The organism is Collimonas humicola, assembly GCF_018304945.1.
Lineage (GTDB): Bacteria > Pseudomonadota > Gammaproteobacteria > Burkholderiales > Burkholderiaceae_D > Collimonas > Collimonas humicola.
In genome coordinates, this window is sequence record NZ_JAGQEE010000001.1 from 1,800,373 (window position 1) to 1,824,159 (window position 23,787).

26 protein-coding genes are annotated in these 23,787 nt (G+C 57.2%); 2 read left to right on the top strand and 24 right to left on the bottom strand.

Annotated elements, in window-relative coordinates:
* Positions 1 to 61: 61 nt before the first annotated feature.
* The 20 genes from recO to KHU30_RS08225 all read right to left on the bottom strand — a co-directional run bounded on the left by recO (position 62) and on the right by KHU30_RS08225 (position 18,053).
* Positions 62 to 910 (bottom strand): DNA repair protein RecO, encoded by an 849-nt coding sequence (recO, locus tag KHU30_RS08130; RefSeq protein WP_211442031.1) that lies wholly within the window; start codon positions 908 to 910, stop codon positions 62 to 64.
* 33 nt (positions 911 to 943) lie between these two features.
* Positions 944 to 1,870: a GTPase Era gene (era, locus tag KHU30_RS08135; protein ID WP_211442032.1), complete on the bottom strand. Its 927-nt coding sequence runs from the start codon at positions 1,868 to 1,870 to the stop codon at positions 944 to 946.
* Entirely contained in the window at positions 1,867 to 2,916 is a 1,050-nt protein-coding gene (rnc, locus tag KHU30_RS08140; RefSeq protein ID WP_211442033.1) for a ribonuclease III, read from the bottom strand. Before rnc ends, era begins: the two co-directional genes overlap by 4 nt.
* Before the next feature lie 63 nt (positions 2,917 to 2,979).
* Positions 2,980 to 3,345: a DUF4845 domain-containing protein gene (locus KHU30_RS08145; RefSeq protein WP_211442034.1), complete on the bottom strand. Its 366-nt coding sequence runs from the start codon at positions 3,343 to 3,345 to the stop codon at positions 2,980 to 2,982.
* A 27-nt stretch (positions 3,346 to 3,372) separates the two neighbouring features.
* Entirely contained in the window at positions 3,373 to 4,290 is a 918-nt protein-coding gene (gene lepB, locus KHU30_RS08150) for a signal peptidase I (RefSeq protein ID WP_211442035.1), read from the bottom strand.
* Positions 4,287 to 6,080 (bottom strand): translation elongation factor 4, encoded by a 1,794-nt coding sequence (gene lepA, locus KHU30_RS08155; RefSeq protein WP_211442036.1) that lies wholly within the window; start codon positions 6,078 to 6,080, stop codon positions 4,287 to 4,289. The genes lepB and lepA overlap by 4 nt, the downstream gene beginning before the upstream one ends.
* 498 nt (positions 6,081 to 6,578) lie before the next feature.
* Complete coding sequence (locus KHU30_RS08160) at positions 6,579 to 6,851, bottom strand: glutaredoxin family protein (protein WP_211442037.1); 273 nt, start codon at positions 6,849 to 6,851, stop codon at positions 6,579 to 6,581.
* A gap of 89 nt (positions 6,852 to 6,940) precedes the next feature.
* On the bottom strand, positions 6,941 to 8,389 hold the full coding sequence (locus tag KHU30_RS08165) for a DegQ family serine endoprotease (protein WP_230427234.1): 1,449 nt from the start codon (positions 8,387 to 8,389) through the stop codon (positions 6,941 to 6,943).
* A gap of 51 nt (positions 8,390 to 8,440) precedes the next feature.
* Positions 8,441 to 9,475, bottom strand: a complete 1,035-nt coding sequence (locus tag KHU30_RS08170) for a MucB/RseB C-terminal domain-containing protein (RefSeq protein ID WP_211442279.1) — start codon at positions 9,473 to 9,475, stop codon at positions 8,441 to 8,443.
* Position 9,476: 1 nt separating this feature from the next.
* Positions 9,477 to 10,106: a sigma-E factor negative regulatory protein gene (locus KHU30_RS08175; RefSeq protein WP_211442038.1), complete on the bottom strand. Its 630-nt coding sequence runs from the start codon at positions 10,104 to 10,106 to the stop codon at positions 9,477 to 9,479.
* A gap of 54 nt (positions 10,107 to 10,160) precedes the next feature.
* On the bottom strand, positions 10,161 to 10,763 hold the full coding sequence (gene rpoE / locus KHU30_RS08180) for an RNA polymerase sigma factor RpoE (RefSeq protein ID WP_211442039.1): 603 nt from the start codon (positions 10,761 to 10,763) through the stop codon (positions 10,161 to 10,163).
* Positions 10,764 to 10,844: 81 nt separating this feature from the next.
* The gene (locus KHU30_RS08185; protein WP_211442040.1) at positions 10,845 to 11,348 is read right to left on the bottom strand and encodes a flagellar hook-length control protein; all 504 of its coding nucleotides are present in this window, start codon (positions 11,346 to 11,348) and stop codon (positions 10,845 to 10,847) included.
* 69 nt (positions 11,349 to 11,417) lie between these two features.
* Positions 11,418 to 12,659 carry a beta-ketoacyl-ACP synthase II gene (gene fabF / locus KHU30_RS08190; RefSeq protein WP_211442041.1) on the bottom strand — a complete coding sequence of 414 codons (1,242 nt, stop codon included), beginning with the start codon at positions 12,657 to 12,659 and terminating at the stop codon, positions 11,418 to 11,420.
* Positions 12,660 to 12,689: 30 nt separating this feature from the next.
* Positions 12,690 to 12,932, bottom strand: a complete 243-nt coding sequence (gene acpP, locus KHU30_RS08195; protein WP_211442042.1) for an acyl carrier protein — start codon at positions 12,930 to 12,932, stop codon at positions 12,690 to 12,692.
* A gap of 190 nt (positions 12,933 to 13,122) precedes the next feature.
* Positions 13,123 to 13,893, bottom strand: coding sequence for a 3-oxoacyl-ACP reductase FabG (gene fabG / locus KHU30_RS08200; RefSeq protein WP_211442043.1), 771 nt, complete (start codon positions 13,891 to 13,893; stop codon positions 13,123 to 13,125).
* On the bottom strand, positions 13,890 to 14,822 hold the full coding sequence (fabD, locus tag KHU30_RS08205; protein ID WP_211442044.1) for an ACP S-malonyltransferase: 933 nt from the start codon (positions 14,820 to 14,822) through the stop codon (positions 13,890 to 13,892). Before fabD ends, fabG begins: the two co-directional genes overlap by 4 nt.
* A 103-nt stretch (positions 14,823 to 14,925) precedes the next feature.
* Positions 14,926 to 15,912 (bottom strand): beta-ketoacyl-ACP synthase III, encoded by a 987-nt coding sequence (locus KHU30_RS08210; protein ID WP_211442045.1) that lies wholly within the window; start codon positions 15,910 to 15,912, stop codon positions 14,926 to 14,928.
* Positions 15,909 to 17,024, bottom strand: coding sequence for a phosphate acyltransferase PlsX (gene plsX, locus KHU30_RS08215; RefSeq protein WP_211442046.1), 1,116 nt, complete (start codon positions 17,022 to 17,024; stop codon positions 15,909 to 15,911). The genes KHU30_RS08210 and plsX overlap by 4 nt, the downstream gene beginning before the upstream one ends.
* A gap of 160 nt (positions 17,025 to 17,184) precedes the next feature.
* Entirely contained in the window at positions 17,185 to 17,367 is a 183-nt protein-coding gene (gene rpmF / locus KHU30_RS08220; RefSeq protein ID WP_014006864.1) for a 50S ribosomal protein L32, read from the bottom strand.
* A gap of 188 nt (positions 17,368 to 17,555) precedes the next feature.
* Positions 17,556 to 18,053, bottom strand: coding sequence for a YceD family protein (locus tag KHU30_RS08225; protein WP_211442047.1), 498 nt, complete (start codon positions 18,051 to 18,053; stop codon positions 17,556 to 17,558).
* Positions 18,054 to 18,179: 126 nt separating this feature from the next.
* Between KHU30_RS08225 and KHU30_RS08230 the strand changes: the two genes are divergently transcribed.
* Positions 18,180 to 18,848, top strand: a complete 669-nt coding sequence (locus KHU30_RS08230) for a Maf-like protein (RefSeq protein WP_407928045.1) — start codon at positions 18,180 to 18,182, stop codon at positions 18,846 to 18,848.
* Between the two features lie 50 nt (positions 18,849 to 18,898).
* On the top strand, positions 18,899 to 19,651 hold the full coding sequence (locus KHU30_RS08235; RefSeq protein ID WP_211442048.1) for an SAM-dependent methyltransferase: 753 nt from the start codon (positions 18,899 to 18,901) through the stop codon (positions 19,649 to 19,651).
* A gap of 521 nt (positions 19,652 to 20,172) precedes the next feature.
* Here KHU30_RS08235 and KHU30_RS08240 read toward each other — a convergent pair.
* The 4 genes from KHU30_RS08240 to KHU30_RS08255 form a co-directional block, all read right to left on the bottom strand.
* Positions 20,173 to 21,156, bottom strand: a complete 984-nt coding sequence (locus tag KHU30_RS08240; RefSeq protein WP_211442049.1) for a S49 family peptidase — start codon at positions 21,154 to 21,156, stop codon at positions 20,173 to 20,175.
* A gap of 62 nt (positions 21,157 to 21,218) precedes the next feature.
* A complete protein-coding gene (locus KHU30_RS08245; protein WP_098496224.1) occupies positions 21,219 to 21,605 on the bottom strand; it encodes a Rieske (2Fe-2S) protein in 387 nt (128 codons plus the stop codon).
* 40 nt (positions 21,606 to 21,645) lie between these two features.
* The gene (locus KHU30_RS08250) at positions 21,646 to 22,305 is read right to left on the bottom strand and encodes an HAD-IIIA family hydrolase (RefSeq protein WP_211442050.1); all 660 of its coding nucleotides are present in this window, start codon (positions 22,303 to 22,305) and stop codon (positions 21,646 to 21,648) included.
* Between the two features lie 109 nt (positions 22,306 to 22,414).
* A complete protein-coding gene (locus KHU30_RS08255; RefSeq protein ID WP_211442051.1) occupies positions 22,415 to 23,521 on the bottom strand; it encodes an RluA family pseudouridine synthase in 1,107 nt (368 codons plus the stop codon).
* Between the last annotated feature and the right edge of the window lie 266 nt (positions 23,522 to 23,787).

A 23,787-nucleotide genomic window follows, 5' to 3' on the forward strand; every position in this document is an offset into this window, starting at 1 on the left:
ACTATATATCGGCTACTTGTTATCCACTCAATGGCGCGCCCAGCAGCGCTGAGCGGTTGCCCTACAACTGCATCAGGTCTATCAGGATCTGGCGCGTGTTCAATGGCGCCCCTCCCAGATGATGCGCCAGCAGGAAACGCATCAGCACCTTGCTTTGCGCCTGGGTGGCGGGATCGCTGTAGTCTTCGCGCTCCATGTCGAGCAGGGTCTTGCCGCTGACCCGCGGCCAGGCATCGGCCGCGCGCGCCAGCCTCGGCCCGCGCTCGGGATCGACCACGTAGCTTTCAGCCGGATCGACCGGCTGGCGGCTGCTGGTGCAGCGGGTGAAATCGCCGGCCACGCCGGTCTGCTTGAGCAGCGCTCTTTCAAACTGCCGCAGGACGATGGGCGCCGGTTCCAGGTGGGCCAGCTGATTGAGGGTGGTGACGTAATGATTGAACAAGGCGGCATGCGGATCGTCGCGCGCGACCAGCTTGACCAGCAATTCATTCAGGTAGAAGCCGCACAGCAGCGCCGATTTTTCCAGCGGCAGCAGGCCGCCTACCCATTCGGCGGCGATCAAGGTGCGGATTTCGGATTTTCCGCTCCAGCTCAGCGACAGCGGCTGGAAGGTTTGCAAGACGCCGCGCAATTTGGACAAAGGCCGCTTGGCGCCTTTGGCGACCAGGGCGATGCGGCCGTAGTCGCGGGTGAAGACATCGATGATCAGGCTGGTTTCCCGATGCGGATAGCTGTGCAGGACAAAGCCTGGCTGACCGGTGACACGGGTATCTCGTTCTGGAGCCCGGGCGCGCCGCTTGGGGGCGGCAGCGGCTGCCGTGGCGGCCGGACCGGGGGCGATGCTGATCAACACGGCGGCATCTTCCGGCAGCGCCTGCTCGGCATCGGCGTCAGCGATGATCGCGTTCATGTCTGGCGGTTAGGCGTGTGGTGGGCGGGTGGCTTATTCGTAGCCGTAGGCGCGCAATCCGGCTTCGTTGTCGGCCCAGCCGGATTTCACCTTGACCCAGATTTCCAGGTAGACCGGACCGCCGAACAGGCGCTCCATGTCGAGCCGCGCCTGGGTGGAGATATCCTTGAGGCGCGCGCCCTTCTGGCCGATCACCATCGATTTGTGGGTATCGCGCTCCACCAGGATCGCGGCAAACACGCGGCGCAGGTTGCCTTCCAGTTCGAATTTTTCGATCAGCACGGTGCTGGTGTACGGCAGCTCATCGCCGACGAAGCGGAACACTTTTTCACGGACGATTTCGGCGGCGAGGAATTTTTCGCTGCGGTCGGTAATGTCGTCCTCGCCGAACATTGGCGGATTGGCCGGCAGATGCTTGCGGATCTCGCCTTGCAGGTTGTCCAGCTGGAAGCGCAGCTTGGCCGATACCGGCACCACCGCGGCGAAGTCGCGCATGGCGGCGATCTTCTGTGCGAACGGCAGCAGCACGGCCTTATCCTTGACGCGGTCCGACTTGTTGATGACCAGGATGCAAGGCACGTTGGCCGGCAGCAGCGCCATCACCTGCTGGTCGGCCGGACCGAAAGTGCCGGCTTCGATGATGTACAGGATGACGTCGGCCGCAGTCAGCGTGGTGGTCACGGTGCGGTTCAGCGTCTTGTTCAGCGCATTCGAGTGGCGGGTCTGGAAACCGGGCGTATCGACATAGACGAACTGGGTATCGGCGACGGTCTGGATGCCGGTAATCCGGTGCCGCGTGGTTTGCGCCTTGCGCGAGGTAATGCTGACCTTGGCCCCGATCAGTTCATTCATCAGGGTCGACTTGCCTACGTTGGGGCGACCGACAATCGCGATATAGCCGCAACGAAAATCAGCTGCCGGCGTTACTGTGGTCGGGGCCTTGGGTGTAGAGTCTGTCATGCGGTTTTCGATTTACTCGTAGTATGGGGTGCTGCATTAGGGGTCGGTACGGTCGCGGCGGCAGGGTTGCCCGCTGCTGCTGCGACGGCTGTTTCAGTGATGGCATGGGCCGTCGTGCCTGCCTTGGCCGCGGCACTTGGCGCAACGTTTTCGACGCTGCCGTTGGCTGCCTTGACCGCCACCTTAGCCGGCATTTCGGCCACGGCTTTTTCCTTGGCCGCGGCGCCAGTCTTGGCGCCGGCAACTTCTGCCGGCGCTGTCGCCGCCGTTGCGGCAGGCGCATCCGGAGCGTCCGGCTGGATCGTGGCGATGCCGCTCAGTTTCAGCTGCGCGGTACGCGGCTTGGCTTTTTTTGCGGCCGAGGGGGCTTTGACAAAGGCTTTTTGCACCGCTTCCAGCGCCAGCTTGGCTGCCGCCTGCTCGCCGGCACGGCGGCTGCCGCCGCTGCCGAACACCTGGATATCCAGCTTGGGCACCAGGCATTCAATTTCAAATTCCTGATTGTGCGCGGCGCCATGCGTGGCGACCACATTATATTGCGGCAAAGCGATCTTTTTCCCTTGCAGGTATTCCTGCAGCAGGGTCTTGGCATCCTTGCCCAGGGTCTTGGGATCGACCGTATCCAGGATCGGGATATACAGGGCGCGGATCACATCCCGGGCGGCGTCGAAGCCGGCATCCAGGAAGATAGCGCCAAACAAGGCTTCCAGCGTATCGGCCAGGATCGAAGGACGGCGGAAGCCGCCCGATTTCAGCTCACCTTCGCCCAGCCGCAGGAATTGCGACAATTCCAGCCTTTGCGCGATTTCGTAAAGCGACTGCTGCTTGACCAGGTTGGCCCGCACCCGCGACAGATCGCCTTCGTCTATCTTGGTGTAGCGGTCAAACAGCAGGGACGCGACCACGCAGTTAAGGATCGAATCGCCGAGGAACTCCAAGCGCTCGTTATGCAAGGTGCTATGGCTGCGATGCGTCAAGGCCTGCTGCAACAAAGTAGCATCCTTGAAAGTGTGGCCTAGCCGATTTTGCAATAACATGAGATCCATTTTTTCGTCGACACCGATGGTCGCCGTCTGCTGCTGTTGTTGTTTGATTATTTTACTGTTTTACTACTTGGCAGTGCTGCCGGCATAATCGATCAGCAGGCTGACCGGTCCAACCAGCGGAATTTTTTTCTGGTACGCAAAGCTGATCTGGATTTCGTCGCCGTTCTTGCTGATGTCCAGGTCTTTGCCTGAAATCGCATCGATATAACCCACTTCAGCCTGCTTGTTAAATGCGTTCTGGATTTCCTGCACCGTAGTGCCGCCCGTCTTGGCGCTGACAATCGCCTTCTTGATAGAAAAATATTCAATCGTGGTCGGCGTCACCTTGGCCACCAGCACGCCGATGCAACCGAGTACCGCCAGAACAACGATCAAGCCAAACAACGTGATGCCTTGCTGCTTGCGTGGTGCTACAGACATTCTTGTCATCCCTGACTCCGCTTTCAATTATTTGATTTATTTAAAGAAAGTACCAATACGCTTGAAATTACCCAGGTTCATCCAGACCAGGAATGCCTTTCCGACAATATTTTCATCCGGCACGAATCCCCAGTAACGACTGTCTTCGCTGTTATCCCGATTATCCCCCATCATGAAATAATTTCCAGCAGGAACCGTACAGGTGAAACCTTCCGGGTTATAGCTACAGGCATCCTTGTTAGGAAAATCCATCACGCCTTCCAGCGAGATCGGCATCCGGCTGCTGCGCACCGCAATCGTATGTTGTACGTTCGACAAATTCTCTGTGTACTGCTGGGAGTAATCCAGCGTATCTTCATTCAGGTAATCCGGCAACGGCGCATAAGAAAGAGCTTGACCATTAATTGTTAAGCGCTTGTTTTGGTAAGTTATTTTATCACCGGGCACCCCAACCACGCGTTTGATGTAGTCGAGCGACATATCCTTCGGATATTTGAACACCATCACATCACCGCGCTGCGGATGATTCATCTCGATCACTTTTTTATTGATGATCGGCAGACGGATACCGTAAGTGAATTTGTTCACCAGGATCAGGTCGCCCACCAGCAGGGTCGGCACCATCGAGCTCGATGGAATCTTGAACGGCTCATACAGGAACGAGCGCAGGAAAAACACCATGGCGATCACCGGGAAGAAGCTGCCCGAGTACTCGACCCAGGTCGGCTGCCGCAGCAGGTCTGCTTCCAGCGCGGCGCGGCCGCTGTTTTCCAGCTTGATGCCGTCGGCGCTCAGCTTGGCGTTGCGCGCATCGAATTCAGCCAGCGCAGCGTCAGCCTTGGCGCGGCGCTGCTTGCTCAAGGAGAAGCGATCGTAAAACCAGATGACGCCGGTGACAATGGTAAGGACAAACAGGATTAATGCGAAATTTCCTAAGATCGATTGCAATGTCATTTTTCATCCACTTGTAAGATTGCCAGGAATGCTTCTTGCGGGATCTCGACCGACCCCACCTGCTTCATGCGTTTTTTACCGGCCTTCTGCTTTTCCAGCAGTTTGCGCTTGCGGCTGATATCGCCGCCGTAGCATTTGGCCAGCACGTTCTTGCGCAGCGCCTTGACGTTTTCGCGCGAAATGATGTTGGCGCCGATGGCCGCCTGGATCGCCACGTCGAACATCTGGCGCGGAATCAGTTCGCGCATCTTGGCGGCGACGGCGCGGCCGCGGTACTGGCTGTTGGCGCGGTGGACGATGATCGCCAGCGCATCGACTTTTTCGCTGTTGATCAGCATGTCGACCTTGACCACGTCGGCCGAGCGGTATTCCTTGAACTCGTAGTCCATCGAGGCATAGCCGCGCGAGGTCGATTTCAGGCGATCGAAGAAATCCAGCACCACTTCGGCCATCGGGATTTCATAGGTCAGCTTGACCTGCTTGCCGTGATAGCTCATGTCGACCTGCTGGCCGCGCTTCTGCGTGCACAGCGTGATAACCGAGCCCACATATTCTTGCGGCATGTACAGGTTGACCGTGACGATAGGCTCGCGCACTTCCTCGATATTCGACGGATCCGGCATCTTCGACGGATTGTCGACCAGCAGGATGGTGCCGTCGCGCTTGACTACTTCGTAGATGACGGTAGGCGCGGTGGTGATCAGGTCCATGTCGAACTCGCGCTCGAGACGTTCCTGGACGATTTCCATGTGCAGCAAGCCGAGGAAGCCGCAACGGAAGCCGAAGCCCAGCGCCTGCGATACTTCCGGTTCGTATTGCAGGGCAGCGTCATTCAGCTTGAGCTTTTCCAGCGAGTCGCGCAGCGCATCGTACTGATTCGCTTCGACCGGGAACAGGCCGGCAAACACTTGCGGTTGCACTTCTTTAAAGCCAGGCAACGCTTCGGCGGCGGGCTTGGATGCCAGCGTGACCGTGTCGCCCACCTTGGCTGCCTTCAATTCTTTGATGCCGGCGATGATGAAGCCCACCTGGCCGGCCGACAGCGATTCGCGCGACTGCGATTTAGGCGTGAACACACCGACGCTTTCGGTCAGATGCTGGGAGCCGGTAGCCATCAGCAGGATCTTGTCCTTCGGACGCAAGGTGCCGTTCTTGATGCGCACCAGCATGACGACGCCGACGTAATTGTCGAACCAGGAATCGACGATCAGGGCCTGCAAAGGCGCATCCGGATCGCCTTTCGGCGGCGGCACCTTGAGGATCAGGGATTCCAGCACTTCGCGTACGCCGAGGCCTGTCTTGGCCGAGCAATGCACAGCATCGTGAGCATCAATCCCGATCACGTCTTCGATTTCGGCAATCGCATTATCCGGATCAGCCGAAGGCAGGTCGATCTTGTTCAGCACCGGCACCACTTCCACGCCCAGGTCCAGCGCGGTATAGCAGTTGGCGACGGTCTGCGCTTCCACGCCCTGCGAGGCATCCACCACCAGCAGCGCGCCTTCGCAGGCCGACAGCGAACGGCTGACCTCATAGCTGAAGTCGACGTGGCCGGGGGTGTCGATCAGGTTCAGATTGTAGATCTGGCCATCCATCGCCTTGTACGTCAACGCCGCGGTCTGGGCCTTGATGGTGATGCCGCGCTCGCGCTCGATATCCATGGAGTCGAGTACCTGCGCCTCCATCTCGCGGTCGGACAAGCCGCCGCAAGACTGGATGATACGGTCCGCCAGGGTAGATTTACCGTGGTCGATATGGGCGATGATGGAGAAATTACGGATGTTGTTCATTGACAGGCGCGATTACAAAAAAAGCGCTCTGAGCCGGGCTCAGTCCAGTGTCTTGTGTTTGGCGGCACAAAGGAATTTTTGTCCCGGACGCGGCGCGCAGCAGAGCGATAGCGAACTATCGCGGGCATGCGCAACAACGTATGGGGCAAAAAGACGAGCTGTGCCGGCAAGTACGAAACACTGCACTTGTGTCCCAGGCGAGCGCCTTTTATGACAGGTTATTCAGTGCCGCCATTTTACCGGATTTCAGAGGGGAAAACCGACAAATCAATGGCCTGAGAGTATTGCCTTCCAGTATAACAAGGAAAGCGGATTATCGACATACTCCTACAAGTATCTTAAAAACACCTTAAGAACAGCGTGGTCCCGCGCTATTTTTGAGCATCAGTGCCGGAGTATAGGTACATAAGTTGATTTAGTGCGAATTAAGCAAGCAATGCAAAGCAATGTCTGTTTATTGCAAATAAATCATGAATTTTTGAGCCGCAGAGTCCCTGCTTATTCGCTCAAAAATTGCTTTACCGACTCCGCATCGAGGAAATAGTGGCAGAGCTGGATCGCTGCCCCACCGTTATAGCCGCCCGTCAGAACCGGCACCAGCTCATCGTATTTCGCCACCAGTGCGGGATCCGCGTCGACATCAACCACGTCGACGGTGAACCAGCCCGCATCATTCCCATCCGCGGGCCGCAAGGCCAGCAGAGCCTGCAACATGTCTTCGCAAAGATGGCAGTATGAGCGGCTATACAAGATGAAATGTTTTTTTGGCATGCATTCACGCTTTTGGAAAAACCAGGCCGGAAAACAAAAAGCTGCAGATCATACAGATCTGCAGCCCCAGACAAGAATTACCGGTTAAATCAATTGCTTGGACGCAAAGGCACGAATTGCGATGACTCGCCGCGTCGCACCAGCAGCACCGCCATTTTCTTCGGCTCCAGCTTGGCCACCAGCGCGTTGAACTGCTTGGCGTCCTTGATATCGGTATTATTCAGGCGCTGCACCACGTCGCCGGCACGCAATCCGACCTTGGCCGCACTGCCTTCAGCCGATTCGACCTGCACGCCGCCGTCGATGCCCAGTTCTTTCTTCTTGGCGTCGCTCAAATCACTGACGATCAGGCCGAGCGCATTGGCGACCTGCTGCTCCTTCTTGGGCTTGGCATCATCGTCGCTGGCGACTTTGTCGGCGGCCAGTTCAGTGATGACGATTGGGAAATCGCGGCTGCTGCCCTTGCGCCAGACGCTGATGGTGCCGCGCGCGCCGGGCTTGGCATTACCAACCAGGCGTGGCAGATCATTAGCCTTTTCGATAGCCGTGCCGTTGAATTTCAAGATAATGTCGCCCGCTTGCAAGCCGGCCTTGGCCGCCGGACCATCCGCCTCGACCCGCGCCACCAGGGCGCCTTCAGCCTTCGGCAGGCCCAGCGATTCCGCCACGTCCTTGGTGACTTCGCCGATCTGCACCCCGATGCGGCCGCGCGTCACTTTGCCCGAGGCTTTCAGCTGATCCGAGACGCGCATCGCTTCATCGATAGGCACGGCAAACGAAATTCCCATGAAGCCGCCGGAGCGGCTGTAGATCTGCGAATTGATGCCAACCACTTCGCCACGCATATTGATCAGCGGGCCGCCGGAATTGCCGGGGTTGACGGCAACATCAGTCTGGATCAGCGGCAGGTAGTCGCCTGTATCGCGCGCCTTGGCTGAAATGATGCCCGCGGTCACGGTGTTTTCCAGGCCGAACGGCGAGCCGATCGCCAGCACCCATTCGCCGGCCTTGATCTTGTCGGAATCGCCCATGGTCAGGCGCGGCAGGTTGGCGCCGTCGATTTTCAGCAAGGCGACGTCGCTGCGGGTATCCGCGCCTATCACCTTGGCTTTGAATTCACGTTTGTCGGTCAGCGTGACATAGACCTCGCTGGCGCCGTCGATTACGTGGGCATTCGTCATCACATAGCCGTCGGCGGAGATCACGAAACCGGAACCGACGCCGCGCGGCACTTCTTCCTGCGCCTTCGGATCAGCCTTGCGGCCACGCTGGCCAGGAACTTGCGGACGCGGCATGTTAGGGATTGGAACGCCAAAAAAACGACGGAAGAATTCCTGCATCTCGTCGTCGCTCGGGTCGCCTGAATCGCCCTGGCCGGACCTGATCTTTTCGGTGGTGCGGATATTGACTACTGCCGGCCCGGTCTTCTCAACGATATCGGTAAAGTCCGGCAGGCCGGATACCGGTGCGGCAATTGCCTGGGGGCCTGCGCCGACCATGGCTGGAACAAAAAAAGCGGCAGTCGCACTGACTGCCATTGCAGATAAAACACCACGAATCGGCCCAAGCATTTTCATAGTCATAAAGTTTTATTTGTTTTTGAGTTCAATAGAATTCGCCACCTGCCTCATCGCTGCTGGCGGCACGTCACCAACAATCGTCAACCAATAATCCCCCTGCCGTTTGCCGACAATATTCAAAGCGCCCTGCTGCAGGGAGCCTTCGGTACGGCTTTGACTGCCCGGCTCGATGAATATGGAAATCGCCACCAGCCCATCCGAAAAAATCAATTGCGATACTTCACGGCGCGCCGCCGTCGCAGGCGCGCTGGCGCTGCTCTTGGCCGGCGGGCCATCGGTCACCAGGCGCTTGAGCTCGCGCACCTTCTTGAAACCGGCAGGCATGCCGGTGACGCTCCATTCGTTCAGGTTGGCCGGATTAATGACATTGCTTTCCGTATGCCAGCTGCTGGTGTTGCCGAAACTCGGCTTCAGGCTGCGGTGGTCGACATTGCCTATGCCAATCTGGGTAAATGAAATCTGCTCGATGATTTCATTCTTGCCGTTCAGAGTTTGCGCCCGCAACAGCAGGCCGGAATTCTTTTCCGCCCACAGCTTGTAACCATAGCGCATATTGTCCCTCGGCTCCAGCAGCACAGCCTGGCAGTCGAAACCGGCAACCCGACCGGTCTCGCCCAGTTTTATATTGTAGTAATCGCTCAAGTCGGACGGCAGCGCGGCCAGGATCGCAGGAAAACCATCCTGGGTGACGCGCTTTTCGACGATCTTGGTTTTCGTCTCCGGCATGTAGCCGGTGACGTCTTCATTGCGCCGGATATACTCGCGCGGCTGACCGTCGAGGATTTCCAGTTTTTCTATCTCATTCCGGCCTTCGAGCACATGCGTAATACGTGAAGTACGTATCTGGTTGGCCTGCTGGTAGATGAAGGTGCCGGAATAGTTCAGCTTTTGCGCCGCCGCCTGGATTTTTTTCAGCAAGGCTTGCGCATCCTGCCTGTCGGCAGCATTTCCGGCATCCGTACTTTCCGCCTGGGCGGAAAGCACTATCATCATCGACAGCAATACTCCCAGCAATACTCCCGGCAAAACTCGCGCCTGCCGCATATTAGTTATCAGCATCAGGTGCAAATTTGGCCGGCCGTGCATACTGCGCAGCACTGTAAAGGGAAGGAGAGAAACGTTGATGCGCCGACAGATATTCATCCATCCGGGAATCACGCAATACTTCTCCGGCATGCGTCATCACGCGAACATCTCCGGCATTGGACGCCAGGGCCAGTTGCGGCGCTGCCACCGCAGCAGGAGCAGGCGCCGGAGCGCTGACGATCGCCAGCTGAGGCGAAATGATGAATGCCGCCGCTGCTACCGCCGCCGCTGCCATGCCTGGCAGGGCAAAGCGCTTGATGCTGCGTCTGCCGCCTGCGACAGCGATATGCACAGGCTGGCCGCCACCGACAGCGATCTGTTCAGATGGCTGCGCGGTGACGGCCAACGGCGCTGCAATGATCGTTGGCTCGGCATCGAGCCGCGCCGCCATGCGCGCGGAAAAATCCGAACTCATGGTCAGCGCCATATCGTCGGAACGCAGGATATCGCCTATCTGGTGATAGACATCCCACGCATCGCGGCCGTCGGCCTGGCGCAAGGCCGCTAGCGCCATGTCAATATAGGCGCTGGATAACTCCCCATCAGCCAAGGCAGAAATCTGCTCTTGGGTCATATCTTTGGTATTCATAAGTCACCTTAAAACCTGGCCAACCCCTTCGTTCCCGAAAAACCACTATCTTTTTTACCAACGTTTGTCGATGGCCGTACCCAGCAATGGCCTCAACTTATCTGCGATAGCTTCCCGTGCCCTAAATATCCGACTGCGTACCGTACCTATGGGACACCCCATTGCGTCAGCAATTTCGTCATAACTCAAACCCTCGATCTCGCGCAAGGTGATGGCCGTACGCAGCTCTGCCGGCAAAGCCTCCATTGCAGTATTCACGGTTTGCGCTATCTGCTTGGTGGCCAGCAAAGATTCAGGAGTGTTTATATCCCTTAGTTGCTCGCCGTCGTCAAAAGTTTCTGCTTCTTCTGAATTTGCCTCGGTTGAGGTCGGCGCCCTGCGCCCCTGGGTCACCAAATAATTTTTGGCAGTATTAATGCCAATGCGATACAGCCAGGTATAAAAGGCCGAGTCGCCCCGGAACTGAGGCAGCGCCCGGTAAGCCTTGATAAAGGCTTCCTGCACAACATCCTCGGCTTCTGCCTGATCGCGCACCAGGCGCGAAACAAGACGCATTAGCTTTCGCTGGTATTTGAGAACCAGCAGCTCGAACGCCTTCTTATCGCCGCGCTGCACGCGCTCGACAAGCAGTTGATCAATTTCGCGTTCTGTCGTCAAACCCCATTCCCTTGTTTTGTTGCGACTTGCATACGGGACCGGACATAGATAGTAAGCAATAACATAAGTTCAATGAAAAGCTCATTCATTAGCCAAGCCAGCGCCCCCGGTTTTGTGCGTGCCGCCGCGGTGTGCGGCAATCCAGCGGCAAGCCACGGACAAAACTCTAAAAGTATCGTTAGAAACACAATCAGGCAGTATAGCGATTGTTCGGACCGAGCCGCTAGCCAATCGGAGGCGCAGCAACAGTAAATGTGACCAGATGATAGTGCTTTCAAGCAGCTGCACCGGCGCCGGATTTGAGATCCGATTGATATTGCTGGCAGCAATTTCAGCCATTCTGATCTGGCCGTTTGCGGCGATATCGAGCTGAATCGCACAGCGCCCTCGATAGTAGCGCAGCATGCCGTACGCAGCTGCCGACACGCATAGTGTGGCCAGAGCGGCACGTACCGGCAATAGCAAATTACCAATAACTCCGCTGGCAATAAGAACACCAACCAGCCCGGCCAGCGCGCATTCCGTCGCCACCAAGGCCAGCAGCAACCTGGACGGTTTGATAACGGTACTAAGGGCGATTGACATGATGCCTAGCCTGAAGCGAATTTTGAACCGGTCGCCAGGGAAACCGGTTCAAAGCCGTTTTGCAAAAGCTTAGATTTTGCCAAAAACCAAGGTGCCATTCGTACCGCCAAAGCCGAATGAGTTTTTGACAGCGATGTCGATCTTCATGTCCCGCGCGGTATTGGCGCAGTAATCAAGATCGCACTCAGGATCCTGATTGAAGATATTGGTGGTCGGCGGCGAAATCTGGTTATGCAGAGCCAGCACAGTGAATACCGACTCCAGGCCACCGGCGCCGCCCAGCAAATGCCCGGTCATCGACTTGGTGGAGTTCACTACCAGCTTGTAGGCGTGATCGCCAAAAGCCGCCTTGATGGCATCGGTTTCATTCTTGTCGCCCAGCGGCGTCGATGTTCCGTGCGCATTCAGGTACTGCACCTGATCGGCATTGACGCCGGCATCGCGCAAGGCATTCCCGACGCAGCGACGCGGGCCATCCAGGCTTGGCGCCGTCATGTGATAAGCGTCGCCGCTCATGCCGAAGCCGAGCAGTTCCGCATAGATCTTGGCGCCGCGCGCCTTGGCGTGTTCGTATTCTTCGAGCACCAGTACGCCGGCGCCCTCGCCCAATACAAAACCGTCGCGGTCCTTGTCCCAGGGACGCGAAGCGGTGGCAGGATCGTCATTGCGCGCCGACAAGGCGCGTGCCGAGGCAAAGCCGCCGACACCCAGCGGCGATACGCTGGATTCTGCGCCACCGGCAATCATCACGTCGGCGTCGCCGTACTGAATCATGCGGCCGGCTGCACCGATACAATGCAAGCCCGTGGTACAGGCAGTCACAATCGCCAGATTCGGTCCTTTCAGACCGTATTTGATCGACAGATTGCCGGAAATCATATTGATGATCGATGCCGGGATGAAGAACGGACTGATGCGGCGCGGACCGCGATTAGTCAGTTCGGCGTGCGTTTCTTCGATCAAAGGCAAGCCACCAATGCCGGAGCCGATAATGACGCCTATCCGCTCAGCATTAGCGTCAGTTACTTCCAGGCCACTGTCTTGCATCGCCTGCATTCCCGCCGCCATGCCATAGTGGATAAAAGTATCCATATGCCGTGCTTCTTTGGCCGGAATGTAATCTTCGATATTGAAGCCTTTGACTTCTCCCGCAAAACGCGTGGAAAAGGCAGTGGCGTCAAACTTGGTGATGGTTGCGATACCCGATTTGCCTGAAATAATCGCACTCCACGCATCGGCAATAGTATTGCCGACCGGTGAAATGCAACCCAGGCCGGTTATCACAACGCGGCGTTCACGTGTGCGGCTCAAGCGGTTCTCCTGGATACATGCAAAGCGTGCTTAGGCGGCCTTGACGTGCGCCGTAGCGTAATCGATAGCCTGTTGCACTGTAGTGATCTTTTCAGCTTGCTCGTCAGGGATTTCCATTTCGAACTCATCTTCCAGCGCCATCACCAGTTCAACGGTGTCGAGCGAATCAGCACCCAGATCGTTGACAAACGACGATTCGTTCTTGATGTCAGCTTCTGCGACGCCCAGTTGCTCAGCGACGATTTTTTTAACGCGTTGTTCGATATCGGACATGTGATGCCTCCATTAGGTTACAGAAAGTGCGCGCATTTTAGCAGGTTTGCGCATTGAAAATTTACTTTCGACATTAGTCTTTAATATTTAGCAAAACCATGTCAAAAGCTTCTAAATAGGTACTACTTACTTCTAACCCCGGACCAGGCCTTACTTCGGCCCGACCAAGGATACTAGGCAAAAGCCCGATTTAGCCCATATACATGCCGCCATTCACATGCAAGGTAGTGCCTGTGATGTAGCCGGCTTGCGACGATGCCAGGAAAGCCACAGCCGCAGCGATGTCCTCTGCGGCGCCCAAGCGTCCCAGCGGAATCTGCTGCAGCAAGGCGGCGGTTTGCTGCTCGCCCAGCTCCTTGGTCATGTCGGTATCGATAAAGCCCGGAGCGACGCAATTGACCGTGATATTGCGGCTGCCGATCTCGCGCGCCAGCGCGCGGCTCATGCCGGCGACGCCAGCCTTGGCTGCAGCATAGTTCATCTGGCCCGGGTTGCCGGCCGAACCGACCACCGAAGTGATATTGATGATGCGGCCATGCTTGGCCTTTATCATGCCACGCAAGACGGCGCGCGACAAACGCCCGACCGCGGTCAGGTTGGTAGCGATCACGGCATCCCATTCCTCGTCCTTCATGCGCATCGCCAGTTGATCCTGGGTAATACCTGCATTATTGACAAGAATCGACAAGCCGCCGAATTCTTTTTGCGTCAGCTCTACCGCGGCAGCACAGCCCGCGACATCGTTGACGTTGAGCATGATGCCGCGACCGTTGCCGGCATGCGCAGCCTGCATGTATTCGGTGATGGCGGCAGCGCCGGCCTCCGAAGTCGCGGTACCGATCACCTTGGCGCCGCGCTTGAGCAGTTCCAGCGCGATGGCGCGGCCGATGCCGCGCGAAGCGCCGGTCACCAGGGCGACCTGGCCCACCAGGTTCTGTACGTCTGTATTTTGTAAAGTCACTTGAATGTCTCCAACATTTTATCCAGCGACGCCTGGTCGACGATGACATCGCCGATCAAGCCGTCGTCAATGCGCTTGGTCAAACCAGCAAGAACCTTGCCCGGACCGCATTCAACCACATGTGTGACGCCTTCGGCAGCAATCTTCTGCACCGTTTCCACCCAGCGCACCGGGCTCGCCGCCTGGCGCACCAGCGCATCCTTGATGGCTTGCGGATCGCTGACGATGGCGACATCGACATTGTTGATCAAGGCGATCTGCGGGGCAGAGAAAACCAGATCCTGCATGTATTCACGCAAACGATCCGAGGCCGGCTTCAACAGCGAGGAATGAAATGGGGCCGAAACCGGCAATGGCAAGGCGCGTTTTGCACCTTTTTCTTTCGCAATCACACAAGCGCGCTCGATTGCCCCCTTATGGCCGGCAATCACCACCTGCGCCGGCGCATTGAAATTGACTGCCTCGACCACCTCGCCCTGCGCCGCCGCCGCACAGACCGCGTGCACGTCCTCGTCTGCCAGGCCCAGAATAACGGCCATGCCGCCCTGCCCGACCGGCACCGCCTGCTGCATGGCTTGCGCGCGGAAACGCACCAGCGGCACAGCATCCTTGAACGCAATCACGCCAGCAGCCACCAGCGCCGAATACTCGCCCAGGCTATGCCCAGCCACCAGCGACGGCGCTTTGCCGCCAGCCGCCAGCCAGGCCCGGTAGCAAGCCACCGCCGCCGTCAGCATGACCGGCTGGGTGTTGCTGGTCAAGTCCAGTTCTTCCTTCGGTCCTGCAGCGATCAGCTTGCCGAGGTCAAATTGCAGCGCTTCGGAAGCTTCCGCCACCGTGTCCTTCACTACCGGGTTATCGGCAAAACCGTTCAACATGCCAACGGCCTGCGAACCCTGGCCCGGGAAAACAAATGCGAATTTATTCATGCCTTACCTGTGGATATCAAATTTATCAAACACGCGCCGGCGTAGCACAGCGCGCTGGCAGCAATCTGCTGCCAGATTGCGCCCTGAAGCGCTCAATGCGTCTTTACATGCGCGCCAATATTGCGCCCCAGGTAAAACCGCCGCCGACCCCTTCCATCATGACGTTCTGTCCAGGCTTGACGCGGCCGTCGCGCACTGCCTTGTCCAGCGCCAGCGGAATCGAAGCGGCCGAGGTATTGCCATGCTGGTCTACCGTCACCACCATACGCTCGTTGTCCAGACCCAGCTTGCGGGCAGTGCTTTGCATGATGCGGATATTGGCCTGGTGCGGGATCAGCCAGTCGATTTCGGACGCTTCCATGCCAGCCATCAGCAAAGCTTCGTTGGCGACCTTTTCCAGCACCGAGACTGCCAGCTTGAATACCGCCTGGCCATCCATGTACAGGAAAGCGCTGCCTTCGACCACGCCGGAACTGACCTTGCCGGGTACGCACAGGATGTCTTTATAGCGGCCGTCGGCATGCAGCTTGGTGGCCAGGATGCCTGGCTCGGCGGAACCGGTCATGACCACGGCGCCGGCGCCGTCGCCGAACAGCACGCAAGTAGTGCGATCATCGAAATTCAGGATGCGCGAAAAAACTTCAGTGCCGATCACCAACACATTCTTATGTGCGCCGGACTTGATGAAGGCGTCTGCAATCGACACTGCATAGACGAAGCCACTGCATACTGCCTGCACGTCAAACGCTGCTCCGCCATTGGCGATGCCGAGCTTTTGCTGGACCACGCAGGCAGTGCTGGGAAAGCCGCCGAAATAATCCGGGGTCGAAGTGGCGACGATGATCAGGTCGATGTCCTCGGCCTGCATGTGCGCCATCTCCAGCGCCTGTTTGGCGGCCGCTACCGCCAGGTCGCTCGATTGCACATCGGCTTCGGCATAGTGGCGCGCGGCGATGCCGCTGCGCGAAAAAATCCATTCGTGGGACGTTTCAATCCCCTTCTCGGCGAGCTGCGCCGTGAGCTCCTGATTGCTTACCCGCTTCGGTGGCAAATAGCTGCCGGTACCGACAATTTTGCTATATGTAGTCATGCTGTCTTTTGTTGGGTTGATTCAGTATTGACGATTTCACCGGAGACCTCACCCGTGCCGGCATCGGCAACCTTGGGTGCAGCATCGGCTTGCGGCATCAGCTCCGCAATCGTGGTGGCAATACGAGACAATACATCATATTTGGCTGCGTCGAATGCGCGCTGTATGGCCCACTCGTAGCCATAGGCGTCGGCGCCGCCGTGACTCTTGAAAACCAGCCCCCGCAGGCCGAGCAGGCTGGCGCCGTTGTAACGCGAAGGATTGAGGCGGCGCGAGATGGCCTTGATGGCGCCGCGGGCGATCACCGCGCCCAGCATGTTGAGCGCGCCGCTCTTGAATTCAGTGGTGAGCACGGTCTTGACGAAACGTCCCAAGCCTTCCGAGGCCTTGAGCGTGACGTTGCCGACGAAACCGTCGCAGACGACGATGTCGGTCGTGCCTTCGAAAATATCGTTGCCCTCGACATTGCCGTAGAAATTCAGGATGCCTTTTTCATGATCCGCGCGCAGCAGTTCGGCGGTCTGCTTGACCACTTCATTGCCCTTGATATCTTCCTCGCCGACATTCAGCAAACCGACAGTCGGCCGCGGCTTGCCTTCCATGGCTGAGACCAGGGCCGATCCCATCAGCGCAAACTGATGCAGATGCTGCGGTTCGCAGTCGACGTTCGCGCCCAGGTCGAGCATATAGGTCGGACCGTCTTTCTGATTAGGGAGCAACGTGCAGATTGCCGGACGGTCGACGCCGTGCAAGGTCTTGAGAAGATAGCGGGAAACCGCCATCAGGGCGCCGGTGTTGCCGGCCGAGACACAAGCCTGCACCTGCTGATCCTTGACCAGTTGCAAGGCGACCCGCATCGAGGAGTCTTTTTTACGGCGCAATGCGGTTTCGATCGAGTCATCCATCGTCACCACTTCGGATGCATGCAATACCGACAAGCGCGGGTGCGCGCTGGCCTTGTGCTTCTTCAGCTGGACGCGAATTTCCTCTTCGAGCCCAACCAGCACCAATTCAGCTTCAGGCTGGCGATTGGCGAACGACACTGCAGCAGGTACGGTAACCGACGGGCCGTGATCGCCACCCATGCAGTCAATAGAAATTTTAATTGTCATTGTTTTGATTCAGTGCCTACTCTAACCCCATCATTATGAGGCAGATTGAGCGCGATTCAAAATGACGCAAGGACTTATTACGCATAGCTTACGCATACAAAAACGGCGCTGCTGAGAAAACTCATCGCGCCGCCTTCAACCTGCATCACAAGAACAGAGATTACTCGTCGTTCTTGGTCTTCAACACTTTACGGCCACGGTAAAAGCCGTTCGGGCTGATGTGGTGGCGCAGATGTGTTTCACCAGTCGTTGGCTCGATAGCCAGCGGAGGCGCAACCAGAAAATCGTGGGCACGGTGCATGCCGCGCTTGGATGGGGTCTTCTTATTTTGTTGAACTGCCATGATAACTCCTGCTTTCTTAAGATCTAAAGTTTAACATATCCAACCCTCAGAACAGGGAAAGGCTGGATACTCCTGCCGCGTATGGAATGCGCGGATTTTACTACCTATTGCCACACCTTAGTCACACATCATCAAAATCACACTCTACGACTGTGAAAATCAGCGCGACAAATTTACCGCAATTCGTTTTAATTCTTCAAACTTTTAAGCATCGCAAACGGGGATTCTTTTTTGCTGGCTTTGAGCCCTTCAAGCGCAGACTGATCCGGACAGACCGCATGCTTGGGTGATAGCGGCAAGGCCAGCAAGGCCTCGTCTTCAATCAATTCAATAATATTCAGTGATTTGGTGCCGACGATGACGTCAATTTCGTCATTATCAAGAAGCGCATCGATTTCATCGGCGCTTTCTTCATCCTTTGCCAACACCAGTACGGATTCCGCATCGATATCGAAGGCAAACGGCGTCAAACAGCGTTGACACATGATCTTGATCGCGCCGGTGACCGACATCGTCAGTTGCGGATGCCCCAAGGAGTCGACGCCGCCAACCAGGATCCAGTGCAGCGCGCCGGAGCGGTCTGCCGACTCATCTGCCAGGCGACCGAGGTCAGCCACAGCGATGTCGCCTTCACGGCGCTCTTTATGGCGCGAATACTCAAAGGCGTCGATTACAAAAGCACTCATATAATATAGCCGAACTCTGCCGAACCCGGAAAACCTGCGATAATAACAGCCTTTTCCTTTATTCGTCAAAGTGTTAGCGCATTTTTCGCCTTTTATCGCCAGGCGTGCGCTCAAATGACGGAAATCATGGCCTCTTTACAACACGGACGCATTGCAACCGATATGTTACCACCCCTGCCGCGCCTGATCCTTGGCTCCAGCTCCAAATACCGCAAAGAATTGCTTTCCCGGCTACAAATCCCCTTCGATGTCATGGTGCCGGCCATCGATGAAACCGCCCTTCCCGGCGAAACCCCGCAAGCCACGGCCCTACGCCTGGCGCTCGAAAAAGCCCGTGCCGTCGCACTTCTGGCACCCGGCGCATTAGTGATCGGCTCGGATCAGGTCGCCACCTTGGATGGCGAGCAGATCGGCAAGCCGGGCGATCATGTCAATGCGCTGAAACAGCTGCAGAAGATGCGCGGCCGCCGCGTCATCTTCCATACCGCGCTGTGCCTGTGGGATGGCCGCGCAGCGCAGCCGGAAAAAGCGGCGCAGATCGAAAACATCCAGACCTTCGTCACCTTCCGCGACCTGCCCGACGCCGAGCTGGACGCCTACTTGCGCATCGAGCAACCCTACGATTGCGCAGGCAGCGCAAAAAATGAAGGCCTGGGCATCGCCATCCTGGAAAAAATCGAGAGCACCGATCCGACCGCCCTGACCGGATTGCCATTGATCGCCCTGACCAGTATGCTACGCCGCGCCGCCCTTCCGTTTTTCACAAAGAAAATAATTGCGGGACAGAGTTTGTGAGCCGCCGCAGCGTGGCGAATTACTCTGGCCCCGACTAACTAGAACCCAACATGCCAGGCATTCTGTATTTAATTCCAAACACCCTCGGTCAAAGCGATGCCGGTCCGGCACAACAGCTGGCCGCCGTCATTCCGACCGAAGTCCAGGCGCTGACCGCCGGGCTCGATTATTTCATCGCTGAAAACGCAAAGACCACGCGCGCGTTCCTGAAGCTGGTCAATGGCGTTCAACCGTTGATCAAGCCGCTGCAGGAAATCCAGATTGCCGAACTCAACGTGAATACCGCCAGCGCCGCCTTGCCGGCCTTGCTGGCGCCCATCCTGGCGGGCCAGGACGCCGGCCTGATCTCGGAAGCGGGCGTGCCGGCGGTAGCGGATCCCGGCGCCAACCTGGTGCGTCTGGCGCATGCGCACAACATCCTGGTGCGGCCGTTGGTGGGCCCCTCGTCCTTGCTGCTGGCGATCATGGGCAGCGGCCTCAACGGCCAGAGCTTTGCCTTCAACGGCTACCTGCCTACCGATGCCGAGCAGCGCGGCAAGCGCATCAAGGCACTGGAGCTGCGTTCGCGCCAGGAGCAGCAGACCCAGTTGTTCATTGAAACCCCCTATCGCAACGGCGCCTTCCTGGAAGCGCTGGCCAACAGTTGCCAGGCCGGCACGCTGATCTGCGTCGCCACCGACCTGACCCTGCCCACTGAAACCATCAAGACGCAGACAGCAGCCAAATGGAAGAGCGCGCTGGCCGCAGGCAAGCACCCGGACTTCCACAAAAAGCCGACTGTGTTTTTATTTCTGGCGCAGTAATGTTTATTTGAAAAAGCAGCCGGGAAAATTTGCCCGCGCTTTTCGTGCAGCTTTTCAGGCAATGTTTTTTTTCAGCGGCAAACACTGCGCACCAAATGCAAAACGGCAACGGTATTGCGCCGTCGCCGTTTTTGCTAGTCTCGAAAGACAGGGGTTGAGAAGTCGAAAACTTCTCGGTGCCGCATCAATGATGCGGTGGTTTGTCCGGTAGTCAACAACGATTCCAAAGCAAGGGGTTGTATTGCCGCTGGAACGATTCTTTGCTACCGAAGCAATTGCAACTGGGTGGCCAACGAGTTTGCTATTTCTATAATCGCCTCCTCCGTTCGCTATTCCTTTGGTCCCTTCAATATACGCCAGGATCGCTAAGATACAAGGCGAATTACGGTAATACGGTATTACCTTATAACGCTTTCAACATTCCTTGTTTTACAAAAAACCCGCCAGCGATTTCTCGCAAGCGGGTTCGTTAAATAAAATCCAACGCAAAAATTCAATGCGAAAAAATCAATGCAGAAAGCTCAACGCAGGCTAGGCCGTACCTGGTTCGCCAGCGACTGCACCACACCTGCGCCCATCGCCACGCCGAATTTTTTCAGCACGCGCTCAGGCAAGCCTTCGCTCTTGGTGTAATCGACAATATCTTCCTGCTTCAAGACATCGCGCGCCACGCTGTCGACCGTGCCGTAACCGTCTGCCAGGCCCATGTCGATTGCCTTGGAACCGCTCCAGAACAGGCCGGAAAAGGTTTCCGGCGTCTCCTTCAAGCGTGCGCCGCGGCCCTTGCGGACAACATCGATGAACTGCTGATGAATCTCCGCCAGCATGGTTTGCGCATAACCTTTTTGCGTCGTGCTCATCGGGCTGAACGGATCAAGGAAACCCTTGTTCTCGCCCGCAGTCAGCAGGCGCCGCTCGACGCCGACCTTGTCCATCAAGCCGGTGAAGCCGAAGCCATCCATCAGCACGCCGATCGAGCCGACGATGCTGGCCTTGTTGACATAGATCTTGTCGGCTGCGGCGGCGATGTAGTAACCGCCGGAAGCGCACATCTCATCGACCACCACATACAAAGGCTTGTTCGGATATTCCTTGCGCAAGCGGGTGATTTCATCATTGATGATGCCGGCCTGCACCGGACTGCCGCCAGGGCTGTTGATGCGCAAGATCACGCCGACCGAATCATCGGCGGCGAAAGCATTGTCGAGCGCAGGCACCACCACGCCGGCGGAGCCGTTGCCTTCCGATTCGATGGCGCCGTTGATCTTCACCAGCGCGGTATGGGCGCCGACGGTTTGCGTATCTGAGCCTTCGTAATTCATGCCCAGCCAAAAGGCAAAGCCGATCACGCCGAGGACCGCCAGCTTGAAGAAGATGCCCCAGCGGCGGCGGGCGCGCTGCTCGCGCAGCGAAGCAAACGCCAGCTTTTCCAGCAGTTCGCGTTCCCAGCCTTCTTTTTTTGCCGGCAGCGCGGAACCAACATTATCAAATTCGTTATTGCTCATGGTGCTCACTCACGTCGATTATCAGGGATCGTTCAATAGGCACAACAGGTCGCCAGGCCAGATCAGGCCAGCGCCGGCCGCACATATTCATCAGGGATCCAGAACACCTGATCATTGCTTTCTTCAACTAAAATCTTGTGCAGGCGTCCGCCGCGGCAGGGACCGCCGGCACAGCGCCCGGTTTCCGGCTCATACACCGCGCCGTGGGTGGCGCACATCAAGTACAGGCCGCTGGATTCGAAGAAGTCGCCCTCGTTCCAGTCCAGCTCCATCGCCACGTGAGCGCAACGATTCAGGTAGGCATGCACGACATTGTCATAGCGGATGGCAAACGCCACCGCATCGTCGCCCCATGCCGTCACCGGAAAACGCACGCCCTTGCCGCGCTCCGCCAGGGCGGCGGAAGCGCAGATGGGAATGCGCAGACTATTTACGGCTTGTTCAGACATCGCGTGACACTCTCGTTGGCAACCTGCATCAGTTTTAAATTCAGGCGTTATTGATCAGCCAGTCATGCAGCTGCGGCGTCGACGTCGCGCTGAACAGCGGCTTCAGCGCATTCAGTTCGTGCGCAGGATGAGCGCCATACTGCACCGCGATGCCGGCGGCGCCGGCATTGATCGCCATCTGCAGATCATGCGTCGTGTCGCCGATCATCACTGTCCGCTTCAGATCCTGGCCCAGTTCGCGCGTCAGTTCCTGCAGCATGGCGGGATGCGGCTTGGAGAAGGTTTCGTCGGCGCAGCGCGTGGCATCGAATACCGACAGCAGCTTGGTTTCATGCAAGGCGCGGTTCAGCCCGACCCGGCTCTTGCCGGTGGCGATCGCCAGGAAATAACCTTGCTGCGACAGATCGGCCAGCATTTCGCGGACGCCGTCGAACAGGGTCAGGTCCTGGTCCTGCGCCAGATAATGATAACGATAGCGCTCCACCACACGCGGATACTGGTTGGCGTCCAGACCCGGCATCGCGACCTGCATTGCTTCGCCCAGGCCGAGTCCTATCACATGCGAAGCCGCCTTGTTGTCCGGAATCGGCAAGCCCAGGTCCCTGGCCGCAGCCTGGATACATTTCACGATGATGGCGGTACTGTCCATCAAGGTGCCATCCCAATCAAATACGATTAAGTCAAAATTCTTTCTTGCCATATTGCCCGGCAATCGCTTGCCAGCTCCTGTTCATGGGTTTTGCCTGCCGGCCGACAATGCGCAATCGGCGATCGGCAAACCAATAGATAGATAAATACTAACTGATATTCTAATCGCCCGTGATACGTGATGGTGCAGGAGCAACATCCGATTTGTTTTCCTGAGGCAAACTTTTCAGGAATTTCTCGCATTCCGGCGGCAGTGGCGCCTTCAAGGTCACCGGCTTGCCGGTCTCGGGATGGGCAAAGGTAATCTGATAGGCATGCAAAAACATCCGCTTCAGGGCAATACGCTGGCCGTCCGCCTTCTGCAAGGCGCGATTCAGCGCAAAGTCGCCATACTTGTCGTCGCCGGCAATGGCAAAGCCGCTCGAGGACAGATGGACCCGGATCTGATGCGTGCGTCCGGTCTTCAATTCCGCTTCCAGCAAGGCATAGTCGCCGTAGCGGCGAATCAGGTTGAAGATGGTGTGCGATGCCTGGCCGTCGGCCTGCACTCGCACCCGGCGTTCGCCATCGGCCGCCGTATACTTATGCAAGGGCAATTTAATATGCTGGCGCTCGTTCTGCCAATCGCCGTGCACCAATACCAGGTATCGCTTGTCGGTATCGCCGTCGCGCATCTGTTCGTGCAGATTGGTCAGCGCCGAACGTTTCTTTGCCAACAACAAAATCCCGGAGGTATCGCGATCCAGTCGGTGCACCAGTTCTAGGAATTTAGCTTGCGGACGTGCTGCCCGCAGTTGCTCGATGACGCCGTAGCTGACGCCGGATCCGCCATGCACCGCAACTCCGGCCGGCTTGTCTATCACCAGCATATGATTATCTTCAAGCAATATCTTGAATTCGGCGCCCGGCACCACTTGTTCTTGTTTTTCAGCAATGCGGATCGGCGGCACCCGGATCACATCGCCTTCCAGCAACCGGTAGGTCTGGTCGATACGGCCTTTGTTGACCCTGACCTCGCCCGAACGCAGTACACGATAAATATGGCTTTTGGGTACACCTTTACAAATGCGCAACAAAAAATTGTCGATCCGTTGACCGGCATCCTCTTCGCCTATGGTCAGCAGTTGAACTTGCAGCGGCGCCGGAGGCGGCTTCACCTCTTGCTCCACAGCTACTTTGGGCTCAGCCTTGTACTTGGCCGCGGCTTGTGTCCGCGGCTCCGGGCGAGACTTGACTCGCCCTCCAGAAAATCTCGCTAAGTCCTTCATTTTGAATATATAATTGTTGCGCGACTGTTCGGAAACAGTTGCTGGTGTAAGAATAAAAAGACCATTCTACACAGGGGCGTCCCCATCAGCCTCGCCAATTTGCAAATTTGATGGGAAATGTGTACGCATCACCCCTGCGCGAGTCAAGGTCGCACCGTTGTTGTCATCGGATAGCGCGCACGGATGCTGAACAAGAATGTCTGGATGATTAGGATAAAGTCCGGCGAGCCCGATGCGATTCAGTCGCGACGAGCTCGCCGGTTGAT

Bases quoted from the DNA above. Each gene is read 5' to 3' on its own strand.
- KHU30_RS08245 (WP_098496224.1), bottom strand. From the start codon at position 21,605: ATGTCTGAACAAGCCGTAAATAGTCTGCGCATTCCCATCTGCGCTTCC.
- KHU30_RS08185 (WP_211442040.1), bottom strand. From the start codon at position 11,348: ATGTCAATCGCCCTTAGTACCGTTATCAAACCGTCCAGGTTGCTGCTG.
- KHU30_RS08210 (WP_211442045.1), bottom strand. From the start codon at position 15,912: ATGACTACATATAGCAAAATTGTCGGTACCGGCAGCTATTTGCCACCG.
- fabD (WP_211442044.1), bottom strand. From the start codon at position 14,822: ATGAATAAATTCGCATTTGTTTTCCCGGGCCAGGGTTCGCAGGCCGTT.
- KHU30_RS08255 (WP_211442051.1), bottom strand. From the start codon at position 23,521: ATGAAGGACTTAGCGAGATTTTCTGGAGGGCGAGTCAAGTCTCGCCCG.
- lepB (WP_211442035.1), bottom strand. From the start codon at position 4,290: ATGACATTGCAATCGATCTTAGGAAATTTCGCATTAATCCTGTTTGTC.
- KHU30_RS08230 (WP_407928045.1), top strand. From the start codon at position 18,180: ATGGCCTCTTTACAACACGGACGCATTGCAACCGATATGTTACCACCC.
- lepA (WP_211442036.1), bottom strand. From the start codon at position 6,080: ATGAACAACATCCGTAATTTCTCCATCATCGCCCATATCGACCACGGT.
- era (WP_211442032.1), bottom strand. From the start codon at position 1,870: ATGACAGACTCTACACCCAAGGCCCCGACCACAGTAACGCCGGCAGCT.
- KHU30_RS08225 (WP_211442047.1), bottom strand. From the start codon at position 18,053: ATGAGTGCTTTTGTAATCGACGCCTTTGAGTATTCGCGCCATAAAGAG.
- KHU30_RS08165 (WP_230427234.1), bottom strand. From the start codon at position 8,389: ATGGCAGTCAGTGCGACTGCCGCTTTTTTTGTTCCAGCCATGGTCGGC.
- KHU30_RS08175 (WP_211442038.1), bottom strand. From the start codon at position 10,106: ATGAATACCAAAGATATGACCCAAGAGCAGATTTCTGCCTTGGCTGAT.
- KHU30_RS08235 (WP_211442048.1), top strand. From the start codon at position 18,899: ATGCCAGGCATTCTGTATTTAATTCCAAACACCCTCGGTCAAAGCGAT.
- rpmF (WP_014006864.1), bottom strand. From the start codon at position 17,367: ATGGCAGTTCAACAAAATAAGAAGACCCCATCCAAGCGCGGCATGCAC.
- rnc (WP_211442033.1), bottom strand. From the start codon at position 2,916: ATGGATCTCATGTTATTGCAAAATCGGCTAGGCCACACTTTCAAGGAT.
- recO (WP_211442031.1), bottom strand. From the start codon at position 910: ATGAACGCGATCATCGCTGACGCCGATGCCGAGCAGGCGCTGCCGGAA.
- KHU30_RS08170 (WP_211442279.1), bottom strand. From the start codon at position 9,475: ATGCGGCAGGCGCGAGTTTTGCCGGGAGTATTGCTGGGAGTATTGCTG.
- KHU30_RS08240 (WP_211442049.1), bottom strand. From the start codon at position 21,156: ATGAGCAATAACGAATTTGATAATGTTGGTTCCGCGCTGCCGGCAAAA.
- KHU30_RS08160 (WP_211442037.1), bottom strand. From the start codon at position 6,851: ATGCCAAAAAAACATTTCATCTTGTATAGCCGCTCATACTGCCATCTT.
- acpP (WP_211442042.1), bottom strand. From the start codon at position 12,932: ATGTCCGATATCGAACAACGCGTTAAAAAAATCGTCGCTGAGCAACTG.
- KHU30_RS08250 (WP_211442050.1), bottom strand. From the start codon at position 22,305: ATGGCAAGAAAGAATTTTGACTTAATCGTATTTGATTGGGATGGCACC.
- KHU30_RS08145 (WP_211442034.1), bottom strand. From the start codon at position 3,345: ATGACAAGAATGTCTGTAGCACCACGCAAGCAGCAAGGCATCACGTTG.
- plsX (WP_211442046.1), bottom strand. From the start codon at position 17,024: ATGACAATTAAAATTTCTATTGACTGCATGGGTGGCGATCACGGCCCG.